Here is a 13,430-nt window from a genome sequence, read left to right on the forward strand (position 1 = left end):
TGCTGACGGTTTATAATTTATGTAGACCGTTTTTTTATAGCAATATGGAATATGTTAATTATTCAAAATGAAATTAGGCTTCGTCCTATGAGAGATGATATAAATGACTATGAGTTAATGGCAAAATGGCGGACAGATGAACAAGTATTAAAATATTATGGAGGACGAGATGATCCTCATTATCTAGAAAAAGTTATCGCCACCTATCAACCGAGAATTCAGAGAGAAGAACCTGTAATTCCCTGTATCTTCTCCTATAAAAATCAGGATATTGGTTATTTACAATATTATTGTCTCAATCAAATACCAGAAGAAATTAGACAAATGTATTGTTTAGAAAATACAGATAATGTCTATGGAATCGACTTATTTATCGGCGAAACTCAATATTGGAATCTAGGAATTGGGACACAAGTGCTTTCATCAGCCGTAGAATTCATTTTTACAGAACTACAAGCTGTTAGAATAGTTATTGATCCAAGTGTAAAAAATCCTCGTGCTATCCGCTGCTATGAAAAATCTGGGTTTGTAAAAGTCAAGCTGTTACCCTCCTATGAACTGCATGAAGGTAAGTATCAGGATTGCTGGTTAATGGCAATAGACCGCAATAAATCATTACACTAAAATAAATACAAAACTGGGATTTAGCTTTCTATAAAAACCATGACTCAACCAACTACAAGAATTTGTATACTAGGTGGTGGCTTTGGTGGCCTCTACACCGCCCTCCGTTTAGGCCAATTACCTTGGGAAACTACACCAAAACCTGAAATCATATTAGTAGATCAGAGCGATCGCTTTATCTTCTCTCCCCTTCTCTACGAACTCCTCACCGGCGAACTCCAAACCTGGGAAATTGCGCCTCCTTACCAAGAACTACTACAAGGTACAGGAGTACGTTTTCATCAAGCCATTGTCTCAGGAATTGACATAGACAAGCAACGAGTACAGTTACAAGATAGTCCAGGAATTTCCTACGACCGATTAGTATTAGCTTTAGGTGGCGAAACATCCCTAGACTTAGTACCAGGCGCGACAAAATACGCCTATCCTTTCCGTAACCTTACTGACGTTTATCGCTTAGAAGAACGCCTCCGAATTTTAGAAGCATCAAATGCAGAAAAAATTCGCGTCGCCATCGTTGGTGCTGGTTACAGTGGCGTAGAATTAGCTTGTAAACTCGCAGATAGAATTGGTGAAAAAGGACGCTTCCGCCTCATTGAAATCAGCGATCAAATTTTGCGAACTTCCCCAGAATTCAACCGTGAAGCCGCCAAAAAAGCCTTAGACACCAGAGGCGTATTTATTGACTTAGAAACCAAAGTAGTCTCAATTGGAGAAGATACCATCTCCTTAGAGTATAAAGAGCAAATAGACGAAATTCCCGTAGATTTAGTCATCTGGACAGTAGGAACAAAAGTCAGCCCAATCATCAAAACACTACCCCTCCAGCAAAACCAGCGTGGTCAAATTATTACAACACCTCAGCTACAAGTTCTTGAACACCCAGAAATTTTTGCATTAGGAGACCTAGCAGACTGTCTTGACGCAGAAGGAAAGCAAGTACCCGCCACAGCCCAAGTCGCCTTTCAACAAGCCGATTATACAGCATGGAATATCTGGGCTTCATTAACCCATCGTCCCCTTCTTCCCTTCCGCTATCAACAATTAGGCGAAATGATGGCCTTGGGAGTAGACAACGCTACCCTCACGGGTTTAGGCATTAAACTAGATGGTTCTTTAGCATACATCGCCCGTCGTCTAGCTTATTTATATAGACTACCAACTTTAGATCATCAACTCAAAGTTGGTTTTAACTGGCTAGTTCGTCCTATTCTAGAAACCATCAGTAAGTAGGCACAATTCAACATAAGTATGTGAAGAAAAATTAGCGTTGCGAATCTTTCTTCCCTCCTGCCTTCTGCCTTCTACCTTACCCTAAAGATAAATATTCATACCCACTTAGGTGACAGGCGAACATAGTTCAGCTAAGATAATTGACCTATTGAAACGTTGCATACAACGGGGAGCATCCCAAATGTGTAAGTTTGTTTGTTATCTGAACTTGTAACTTATCTAGGACTAAAGCTGCGTGTCACACTAAAAATCTGTTGTAGGGTGCGTCAGATATCAAAAATCTGTTTATTTACTAGATTTATGCAGTAGTAAAGCACCCTACCAATGTGCCAGTTGCATAAGTCCTGTTATCTAATACCGTTTCTTGATGAAGATGCAATTTATCCTTTGTTGTAGAGCCGAGAATCCCTAACCATGGAAAGTCTCTACCAAATCAATAAATTTAGCGCAGCTTTACATCGAATTGGTATAAGGTAAGAAATAAACAGATCGCCAAGGCATATATAAATGTATTGCTAAAGCGATATCAAAGGAACAGGGATGAAAAGATTGCGGATTAATTCCGTAATTTTAGTAAAATTGGGATGCTCTTCATACAACGTCTTTACTCATCATGAATTCCTACTTTTTAGTTCTAATTGAACCCTATTGATTTATTAGTAAATAGCAGTCTTAATTTTCATGAAAAAACCAAAAGTTATTTTTTTAGATGCTGTAGGTACATTATTTGGTGTTAAAGGTAGCGTAGGTATAATTTATAGTCAAATAGCTCAAGAATTTGGCGTGACAGTTGCTCCTGAAACTTTGAATAAAGAATTCATCAAAAGCTTTAAAAGCGCACCACCGCCTATATTTCTTGATGCAGATATTAAAGATATTCCCCAACGGGAATTTGATTGGTGGCAAACCATAGCCCTAAATACCTTTGAAGGTGCAGGTGTTCTCCATAAATTTTCTGATTTTCCTGCTTTTTTTACCGAACTTTATATACACTTTGGCACTCCTGAACCTTGGTATGTCTATCCTGATGTTGTTTTAGCTTTAATCAACTGGCGACGCTTAGGAGTGGAATTGGGAGTATTATCTAATTTTGATTCCCGTTTGTACTTAGTATTACAAGGTTTAGGACTCAAAGAATATTTTGACTCTATCACCATTTCCACTCAAGTCCGTGCTGCTAAACCAGATCCAGAAATTTTTAAAATTGCTTTAAACAAGCATCAGTGTTGCCCAGAAGACTCATGGCACATTGGCGACAGCATAACGGATGACTATGAAGGCGCTAAAGCAGCAGGAATGAGAGGGATTTGGATTAACCGTAATCCCAGTCTTTGATACCGTAATTATACTGTCAATATAAGTTTGTGGTGTAAATTTTTCTTGCAAAGAATATATATAGCCATATTCATAAGTTATCACTGTTACGCTAGAAAATAAATTCTTAAGTAATTCGGGTAGTGGTAACAAATGAAAAAATCCCTATCATATATTTGGTATCAGTTGCGTCAATCTTTCTCAGTAACAGAAAGTGTAAATACAACAACTGGTAAAGCAGTTTTAGAAGCAGCAACAACCATTAAAAAACACGGTGCTAATGCAGAAATTTTGCAACTGTTACTGCAAGATTCTTCTTCTTTATTAGATATATTATGTTCACCGTTAACCCAGGTAATAAATGGAGAATCATCATTTTTATCTCTGGGAGTGGCTTTACTCAAATATTATCGTGAGATTTCTCAACAAGCACCTGTTTTAGAAGACTATATATCTATTATTAGTCAAGCTGCTTATTTAGAAAGTATCCGCAATATTTTATCTTTATATCCATCTTTGAACTATGACAACCCAGAGGAAAATGAAGAATTAGGAAAAATTCTTGAAAACATCAATAATATTGAATTAGATGAAAAAACTGCCTTGCAAACAATTGAATGTTTTCATAAATCTCCATTAGCAGCAGCATTTAATCACCTATTATCTACAAGGTTGATATCTCCACATCTTAGCAAATATCCAGCCATGCTTTTAGTAAAAAGAATAGCTGTTAATACTAACTTATATATCATTAAGTGTTTGCTAGATTTGGGTGATGATATCCAAACAGTTATCCCCAATTGTCGAGATAAATGGGAAGAAGAAGATCAAAATATTCAAAACATTCATAAATATCTGCAAAATGAAATTGCTACTCAACCATTAGATCGGGTTTTTGATCAAACTTGCTCATTTAAGGATATTTATATCCCTCTCAAAGCTAAACCTGTCAATAAATATGGGCAAATAAATACCAATGCTGAATCTGGAGATTTAGAAGCATGGGTAAAGAAAAATATCTTGACTGAAAATAACTTGGAAAAAGTTATGTTTATCCAAGGGAAAAGCTGTGCAGGTAAGAGTATTTTTTGCAAAATGTTCGTAGATTGGATTAGACAACATTTACATCCTTTATGGACACCAATTTTAATTAATGTCAAAGATATCAAATCTTTATCATCTAATCTAGAAGATACATTAGTCGCTAATCTAGATATTAGTTTGACTCGCGGTAATAATAACTGGTTAAAAAATCAAAATACTCGCTTTTTGTTTATATTTGAAGGTGGGGATGAATTAACAATTGTAGCTAGAAATAATCATAATTTAGCAACATTTATTCAGCAAGTTTCTGAATTTCAGCAGCAATGCAAAAATAACGATAAAATGGGACATAGGGTATTAATCACAGGTAATACTATTCCCTTATCAGTTATCCCTGATTTACCTGAAAATTTAGACATAGTAGAAATTCTCCCTTTCGATAAACAGCAACAAGAAAAATGGTTAGAAAAATGGCAATCTTTACCAGTAAACCAGGGTAAAAATACAGATTTACAGCATTTTCTGACAAATCAAAAATGTCCCGCATTTATTCAAAAATTAATTCATGAACCGCTATTACTTTATTTTTTGGCGGGAATGTATCGAGATGATCAACTATTAATTGATAATTTAACAGCAAATAATTCTCAAACTACTACAGCTTTAATTTATCAAGAAGCTATAAATTGGTTAATTTCCAAATCAGCTGATGATTGGCATGATAAATTACCAAATCTAAAACATATTTTTACAGAAGCTGCTGTTGCTGTAATTCAGTCAAAGCGGGAATTTGCGCCTATATCAATGCTTGAATCTCGATTAAAAGATGATCCAAAATGTTTAGCAATAATTACCGATCAAATTCCTAAAACACCTTTAGCTAAATTTAATATTCATCCTGATGATCAATTAGAGAATATGGTGAAATTTTGCCATCAAAGTTTGAGTGAATTCCTATTTGCTGAACGATTAAAATTAAGTCTGATTAATTGGACTCAGTATGATAATACCGCATCTGCTAAACAGCTAATTATCACAGATTTCCAAATGAATTGGCAAATTTATGATTTGCTAGGTTTTGGTATTCTTAGCAAACAAATAGTTGAATATTTGATGGGTTTAATGATTGGTATTCCCCATTTTAATTGGAGACAACTATATAAACGCTTAGATAGTTTTTACACGAGTTGGTGTCAAGGCAAATTTATTGATACCGCTGAAGAAACCTTATCCCAAAACAAACTAAGAGAATTACAAAATGCTGGTATTTATCAATTAGGTCAGCGTCAAGTAGATGTTTATGCTGGGTTAAATGTGATGATTTTACTTTTAGCTATACAGCGTTATGCCCAAGAAAATGAAGTACTCAAAGAATATATAATTTTTTATCCTTCTGGTCAACCACAAGAGAATAATTTCACTTACCAATTACAAAATGTTATTCATTACAGTAGTTGTTTACAGGGTGAAAATTTCCGCAGTTTAGTTGGTCAATTTCTCAGTGGCGCTCATCTTCGGGGTGCAAGTTTATTAAATATCAATCTTAGCTACGCAGACCTGACAGAAGCAGACCTTAGCCGCGCTCATCTTTGTCGAGCAAATTTCAGCTATGCTCACCTTAATAGTGCTTATTTCATTGGTGCAGATTTGCAAGATGCAGATTTTACAGGAGCAAATTTAGCAGAAACTTACCTGAGTGGTGCAAATCTCAGCCGTGCTAATCTCTATGGAGCAAATCTCAAAGATGTAGATTTGAGTCGCGCTAACCTCAGCGGTGCGGACTTGCGAGGTGCAAACTTTGATGGTGCGAACTTTATGGGCGCTATATTCAGTGATGATACCTTTGGTGATATCCGTTGGGATCAAAAAACTAACTGGAAAAATGCGGAAGGTTTAGAAATAGCGAAAAATGTGCCATTAACTTTAAAAAAACGATTTTTGTCAGAATCTGATTGAATACTGAAAATAGAAGTTCCCACAGATATGATATGACGATATATTTAAATATCTGTATTGCTTTAATCTACCGTTTGTTCTTGAATCTATGAAGTCTTATTTAGCCGCTGCTATTCAAATGACCAGTGTGCCTGATTTGCAAAAAAACCTGGCACAAGCAGAAGAATTAATTGATTTGGCTGTGCGTCAGGGTGCGGAATTGGTGGGTTTACCAGAAAATTTCTCCTTCATGGGAGAAGAAAAAGACAAACTCGCACAAGGGGAAGCGATCGCATTTGCATCCGCAAAATTTCTGAAAACGATGGCACAACGCTACCAAATCACCATCCTTGGCGGCGGCTTTCCCGTTCCTGTAGAGGGAAACAGCAAAGTCTACAATACGGCTGTACTGATCAATCCTAACGGTGAAGAACTCGTTCGTTACCACAAGGCACATTTATTTGATGTTAATGTCCCTGACGGCAACACCTACCAAGAATCGAGTACTGTTATGGCTGGTAAAGTCTTGCCCCCAGTCTATTTTTCTGACAAGTTGGGTAATGTAGGACTTTCTATTTGCTATGATGTCCGCTTCCCAGAACTTTATCGCCATTTGTCAGACAAAGGAGCCGATGTTGTCTTTGTGCCTGCGGCCTTCACTGCCTTTACAGGTAAAGACCATTGGCAAGTATTACTACAAGCTAGAGCAATTGAAAATACTTATTACGTAATTGCACCAGCCCAAACAGGTACTAACTACGCCCGTCGTCAAACCCACGGTCACGCCATGATTATCGATCCTTGGGGTGTAATCTTAGCAGATGCTGGAGAAAAACCGGGAATAGCGATCGCAGAAATTAAACCCACTAGATTAGAACAAGTTCGTCGGCAAATGCCATCTTTACAACATCGAGTATTTTAGAAACTGGAACTGATACAGCAAATTACGGCGTTGCTGAATAATGGGATGATTGAGGCTGACGCGGGGACGCGGGGACACTCCAGACGCGGTGATTATATATTGATGCAGATTCTCAAATCATTCCGCAATTATGCAACGCCTAAATCACAAGCAAATGAAGTACAAACTGAAAGTCAAAACCAAAATATCAAGGGGCTTTCACTTCTGAATCCTAAATTCTGCTGTATCATGTCCCGATGATGACTTTTTCACTGAGAATAACTTAATTTAAGATTTTCAATTTTGGATTTTCAAGTTCAAAATTGAAAATTCAAATAGATTTTAAGCTGAATGTATTTAATCGTGTAAAAATCTACAATCTAAAATTATCCAGGTATTCCTTCCTGAACTTTGCAAAACAGCAACTGTTGTTCAAAAATAGAATTTTGGTATATATTTTGTCTGTCAGGTAGAAGCGACCGCTTTCAAAAACTTACGAGGGAAATTATGGCTAAGTTTCAGCAGACAAATAATCCCAAATTTGATTGGGTGAATCGGTTTCGGAATTGGCTGACAACTAACCTAGGGATTTCTCCAGCCCGTAAGCAAGAAATTTATCACGACTTGCTTGGCTCCGTAAGCCTAACAGATGTCAGCTATTGGCTACAAGTAATATTTGCAGCAGGAATTGCTACCTTGGGTTTAGTGCTGAATAGTCCAGCCGTAATTATTGGAGCAATGTTAATTTCTCCTTTGATGGGAACAATTCTGGCTACTGGGTTAGCATTTGCTGCGGGGGACTTAATTTTAGCCGTGCGGGCGATACTGAATCTGACCTTAAGTTGTTTGGTAGCAATTATCTTTGCTGTCATTTTAGTGGGAATTTTGCCCTTCAAGGAACTGACAGGGGAAATTATAGCCCGGACTCGTCCAAATTCTCTCGATTTAGTTATTGCATTATTTTCCGGTGCTTTAGGTTCAATTGCTACCTGCAAAGAACCTAAAGGGGTTGTCACTTCCATACCAGGAGTCTCAATAGCAGTTGCACTCATGCCACCTTTATGCGTCGTTGGGTATGGCATTGGTATAGCAGCCAGCTTAAACTTGTCCGATGGGTTACAGATTGCCCGTGGTGGCGGGTTACTATTTTTAACCAACCTGATAGCTATCACCCTCATGGCAATGATAGTGTTTTTATTATTACACATTGACACTCCAACAGTGCGGGAGCAAGTGCGAGAATGGCATCAAAAAGACCCCGAAAGTTATTGGTTCCAGTCGTTTATTGAACGCACACCCATTTCCAATCGCTTAAAAGTTATTGGTAGTCTTCCCAGCCGTTTTATTCTAATTTTATTTCCAGTCATGGTTCTCCTCATCCCTTTGAGTCAATCTTTAACTCAACTGCGACAAGAAATTATTTATAAGCAAAAAAATAATCAAATCATTAAAATTGGTACAGAACTTTGGCGACAGCAATTTGCTAATTTTTCTGATGGTCAACCACGTTCTGACATTAGTAAGATATTCGCTCAAGAGCAAAATGGCAAGATTAAAATTCAAATGCGAGTGTTTACTAGTCAGTTATACAGTAACGACGAAAAAAATGAATTTACAAAATTAGTTGCATCTCGTTTACATAAAAATCCTAATACCGTATTATTACAATTAATTGAAATCCCTACAGCCTCTAAAGATATTATTGCCCAATTGGCCGAAACAGATAAAAAACAATTGCCACCAGAGGAAAAACCACAGCCTAGTCTAGGAGAATATCAAGCTGCTCTTTTACAAACTACAGAGACGGCTTTGCAAAATCTCCAACTTCCCCCGCCGGCAAAATTATTACGCTATGAGGTAATCATTACAAATAATTTAGTAGAACCCTTAAGTCTCAATATGGTTTATCTTAGCCAACGAGAAATAAGTAGTGATGCGAAAAATTTACTAGTTAATGATATCAGAAATAGACTTAACTTCCCCAGGGCAAATGTCAGATTTGAAAGAATACCTGTTTCCCAAGGTTATATAACTTTTGCATCTGATCAAGCCGAACTTACATCTGCTAGTAAGCTACTACTTGATGGGATCGGAAAGATGCTACAGTTGCAGTCAAATTTAAAACTTGACATAACTGTTGATTTGGCAAAAACAGAGTTTAATAGTATTAGTCAAAAGAGAATTGAGGCTATTAAAAAATACCTAAATTCTCAATGGCAGATTACAGATAATCAAATCAATGTATCTCCAGGAAAATTAGAATCTAACCGCCGATTATTACTGAAAATAAATTTAATTGCCAGCCCGAATAAAAATAACTCTATCTATTGATGCATCAGATTGCAAGTAAGTGAATAAAGCGCAACCTCACATAGAATTGGTATGACTCCTAAATTTTGCTGAATTTATTGCCCGAACAAAATAGGTAGGATTGTTTGCGATGGAATTTATAAATACAATTCAACACTGGCTAAAAAATCCTGCTGTGGGAAAACTTATCCAAGTCTGTATTGTTATTTTAGTTATTACTCTCATCGTCCGCGCCTTAAGGAACTCTGTTTCCCACTACATTCAGGATAACGATACCCGCTATCACCTTCGCAAAACAATTAACTTGATTGGCTATGGATTTATTTTTCTGTTCGCTGCTAGTATATTTAGCGATAACTTTCGCCAGTTAACAGTCATATTTGGAGTTATTGGTGCTGGTGTTGCTTTTGCCCTGCAAGAAGTAATTGCCAGTTTTGCTGGCTGGGTTGCTATCTCTTTAGGTCAATTTTATAAGCCTGGAGATAGAGTTTTACTGGGTGGTATTAGAGGAGATGTGATAGATATAAGTATTCTGCGTACTACTATCATGGAGTGTGGTGACTGGGTTAAAGCAGACCTTTATAACGGACGCATTGTGCGGATTGCGAATAGTTTTGTCTTCAAAGAACCGGTTTTTAATTATTCTGCTGACTTTCCTTTTGTCTGGGATGAAATTACTTTACCAGTAAAATACGGAAGCGATCGCCGTTTAACAAAAGAAATCATCCAACGAGTCGCAGATAATATTGTCGGTGAGTACGTATCTGATGCTAGAGGGGAATGGCAAAATATGGTACACAAGTATTTGATTGAAGATGCCAGAATTGAACCTGCTGTTACCTTAATTGCCAATGATAACTGGATGGAATTTACACTACGGTATGTAGTGGACTATAAAAAACGTCGCGGTAAGAAAGACGAACTTTTCACCAAAATCCTTGATGAGATTGACCTCACAGAGGGTAGGGTTGCTATTGCTTCCACAACCATTCACCTCGTTGAAACACCTACATTAAATATCAAAGTGTCGAAAAATGAAGAATGAAAGAGATTATGAAAAATTCTAAAATCTTGTAAATCCTGACTCAGACAAATAAACAGGTGTTGCCAATTTTATCTGAGGTTGCACATAATTCTGAAATCCATTGATTTATCTGTCTTTATCCGCGTTTATCTGCGTGTATCCGCGTTAAATTATTTGTTTGTGCCATTTCCTAACCTAAAAACAAAAAACCGGGTAGCGTTAAAGTTTCCCGGTTTTTTGATTTCTGTAGAGGCATTGCCTTAATTAGCCTCTATTTATGCTGTTGCTAAATTAAACTTTAGCAGCCGCTCTCATTACCAATTCGCCCTTAGCATATTTAGCCGCAAAATCTTCTAAAGAAACTTGCTTAATCTTGCTGGCGTTACCAGCAGTACCAAACTGTACATAACGGTCAGCACAAACCTTCTGCATATATTTAATGGAAGGTTTGAGGAAGTGACGAGGATCGAATTCCTTGGGATTAGCAGCCAAAGCTTCACGCACAGCCGCAGTAATAGCCAAACGGTTGTCAGTGTCGATATTTACCTTACGAACACCACTCTTGATACCTTTTTGAATTTCTTCTACAGGTACACCGTAGGTTTCAGGAATAGCCCCACCAAATTGGTTAATCAGTGCAATCAAATCTTCAGGTACAGAAGAAGAACCGTGCATTACCAAGTGGGTGTTAGGTAAACGGCGGTGAATTTCTTCAATGCGGCTAATAGCCAAAATTTCACCAGTAGGCTTACGGGTAAATTTGTAAGCACCGTGGCTTGTGCCTATAGCCACAGCCAAAGCATCCACTTGGGTTGCTTCTACAAAGCTAACAGCTTCATCGGGGTCAGTTAACAATTGAGAATGATCAAGAGTACCTTCAAAACCGTGACCATCTTCAGCTTCACCAGCACCAGTTTCTAGAGAACCTAAGCAACCTAGTTCACCTTCAACGCTGACACCCAAGGAGTGAGCGACGTTGACAACTTCACTGGTAACATTGACGTTATATTCAAAACTAGCTGGAGTCTTAGCATCAGCTTCTAAAGAACCATCCATCATTACACTGGTGAAGTTGTTCTTAATTGCTGAATAGCAGGTAGAAGGAGCATTACCATGATCTTGGTGCATGACAATGGGAATCTGAGGATAGGTTTCTACCGCAGCTAAAATCAGGTGACGCAGAAAGTTTTCACCAGCATAATTACGAGCGCCGCGAGAAGCTTGTAGAATTACGGGGCTATCTGTGTCAGCCGCCGCTTTCATAATTGCTTGAATTTGTTCTAAGTTATTAACGTTAAAAGCGGGGATGCCGTAACCGTTTTCAGCAGCGTGATCCAAGAGCAACCGCATTGGTACAAGCGCCATATATATTCCTCCTAATTTGGGTATTTAGCTAGTCAGTTTAATAGAAGCGTAATCTTTATTTTAATGTAATTTTTACGCTAATCTTAAGAGTTTTTTCAACTTATAGGAAATTATAACTAGTAGCGGATGCTTATGTTGAAAAACTTTGGGCTTTATTTTAGTCAGTTAATCTATGATTTCCAGAAACTATTGTACTATTTGCTACTTACCTGCCCCCTGCTAAAAAGCCCTCCTGTCTTAAAAGCGATAGGGTATCTTTTCATTTGGAAGTTTTTGAGACCTGTCGGAAATATAAATTCGGGTACAAAGAGAGAAGGGAGATTTGAGAGTCTACCTTTCTACTGTATAAGCCCATAAACTAAAATAGATTCAATGCTGACCCGAATTAAAGACTTAGCAACCACTTTAGCACCCCGCTTAGTGGAAATTCGCCGCCATATCCACCTGCACCCAGAACTGAGCGGACAAGAGTATCAAACATCTGCTTTTGTGGCTGGTGTGTTGTCTTCTAGTGGCTTGCACGTGCAAGAGGGCGTAGGGAAAATAGGTGTTATTGGTGAACTACAAGGCACTAAGCAAAATGATCAGGTGTTGGCAATTCGTACTGATATGGATGCTTTACCGATTCAAGAACGTAGCGGTTTGGATTATGCTTCTCGTGTAAAAGGGGTAATGCACGCTTGTGGACATGATGTCCATACTACGGTAGGGTTAGGTACAGCAATGGTACTATCCCAAATAGCAGCAGAGTTGGGGGGTAACGTCAGGTTTTTATTTCAGCCAGCAGAGGAAATTGCCCAAGGGGCAAACTGGATGGTAAAAGATGGGGCAATGGATAATGTTTCAGCTATCTTAGGGGTTCATGTTTTCCCTTCTATCCCTGCTGGTTCTATTGGTATTCGTTATGGGGCTTTAACAGCAGCCGCAGATAATTTAGAGATTATCATTATTGGTGAATCGGGACATGGTGCGCGTCCCCATGAAGCAGTTGATGCAATTTGGATTGCTTGCCAAGTGATTACAGCGCTGCAACAAGCTATTAGCCGGACTCAAAATCCTTTACGTCCAGTAGTGTTGAGTATAGGACAGATTAGTGGTGGCAGAGCGCCGAATATAATTGCTGATCAAGTACAATTGTTGGGGACTGTGCGATCGCTCCACCCAGAAACCCGCGCCCAACTACCAAAATGGATTGAAGGCATTGTCTCTAATCTTTGCAATTCTTACGGTGCAAAATATCAAGTTAATTATTGTCAGGGTGTACCCAGTGTACAAAATGATTATGCCCTGACACAATTATTACAATCATCAGCAGAAGAGGCTTGGAGTAGCGAATTTATCCAAGTCTTACCTGAACCATCTCTTGGTGCTGAAGACTTTTCTGTTTATTTGGAACACGCCCCCGGTTCAATGTTTCGTTTGGGTGTCGGCTACAAAGATAGAATCATTAATCACCCATTACATCATCCTCAATTTGAAGTTGATGAGTCTGCAATTATTACTGGTGTTGTAACTTTAGCATATGCAGCTTATAAGTACTGGCAACTAAAATAAATGCCTTTTCCCGCAAAAGATGCCACCGGAATTTCACAAATATTCAGTACTAATCAGCCACGATTGTAATACGCTTGGTATTACAATTTGGCTGACAATATAGAATTTTCTAATCACATGAGTTAC

General features: G+C 38.1%; 9 protein-coding genes. 8 read left to right on the forward strand and 1 reads right to left on the reverse strand.

The genetic code is table 11. The features are described 5' to 3' along the window. Positions 1–51: 51 nt before the first annotated feature. From ANA7108_RS0115830 to ANA7108_RS0115860, 7 genes are all read left to right on the forward strand, one after another. Complete coding sequence (locus tag ANA7108_RS0115830; protein WP_016951779.1) at positions 52–624, forward strand: GNAT family N-acetyltransferase; 573 nt, start codon at positions 52–54, stop codon at positions 622–624. Positions 625–663: 39 nt separating this feature from the next. Further along, positions 664–1,857 carry an NAD(P)/FAD-dependent oxidoreductase gene (locus tag ANA7108_RS0115835; protein WP_016951780.1) on the forward strand — a complete coding sequence of 398 codons (1,194 nt, stop codon included), beginning with the start codon at positions 664–666 and terminating at the stop codon, positions 1,855–1,857. Positions 1,858–2,538: 681 nt separating this feature from the next. Then, a complete protein-coding gene (locus ANA7108_RS0115840; protein ID WP_016951781.1) occupies positions 2,539–3,192 on the forward strand; it encodes an HAD family hydrolase in 654 nt (217 codons plus the stop codon). Positions 3,193–3,324: 132 nt separating this feature from the next. Then, on the forward strand, positions 3,325–6,171 hold the full coding sequence (locus tag ANA7108_RS0115845) for a pentapeptide repeat-containing protein (RefSeq protein WP_016951782.1): 2,847 nt from the start codon (positions 3,325–3,327) through the stop codon (positions 6,169–6,171). Positions 6,172–6,259: 88 nt separating this feature from the next. Beyond that, positions 6,260–7,072, forward strand: coding sequence for a carbon-nitrogen hydrolase family protein (locus tag ANA7108_RS0115850; RefSeq protein ID WP_016951783.1), 813 nt, complete (start codon positions 6,260–6,262; stop codon positions 7,070–7,072). Between the two features lie 486 nt (positions 7,073–7,558). Next, a complete protein-coding gene (locus ANA7108_RS0115855) occupies positions 7,559–9,382 on the forward strand; it encodes a DUF389 domain-containing protein (protein ID WP_016951784.1) in 1,824 nt (607 codons plus the stop codon). A gap of 109 nt (positions 9,383–9,491) precedes the next feature. Next, positions 9,492–10,406 carry a mechanosensitive ion channel family protein gene (locus ANA7108_RS0115860; protein ID WP_016951785.1) on the forward strand — a complete coding sequence of 305 codons (915 nt, stop codon included), beginning with the start codon at positions 9,492–9,494 and terminating at the stop codon, positions 10,404–10,406. A 270-nt stretch (positions 10,407–10,676) separates the two neighbouring features. Here the strand turns inward: ANA7108_RS0115860 and fba are convergent, their stop codons facing one another. Next, positions 10,677–11,750, reverse strand: coding sequence for a class II fructose-bisphosphate aldolase (gene fba, locus ANA7108_RS0115865; RefSeq protein ID WP_016951786.1), 1,074 nt, complete (start codon positions 11,748–11,750; stop codon positions 10,677–10,679). Between the two features lie 372 nt (positions 11,751–12,122). On the opposite strand from fba, the gene ANA7108_RS0115870 reads away from it, so the two are divergent. After that, entirely contained in the window at positions 12,123–13,304 is a 1,182-nt protein-coding gene (locus tag ANA7108_RS0115870; RefSeq protein WP_016951787.1) for a M20 family metallopeptidase, read from the forward strand. The last annotated feature ends 126 nt before the right edge of the window (positions 13,305–13,430 follow it).

Source organism: Anabaena sp. PCC 7108 (assembly GCF_000332135.1).
Lineage (GTDB): Bacteria > Cyanobacteriota > Cyanobacteriia > Cyanobacteriales > Nostocaceae > Anabaena.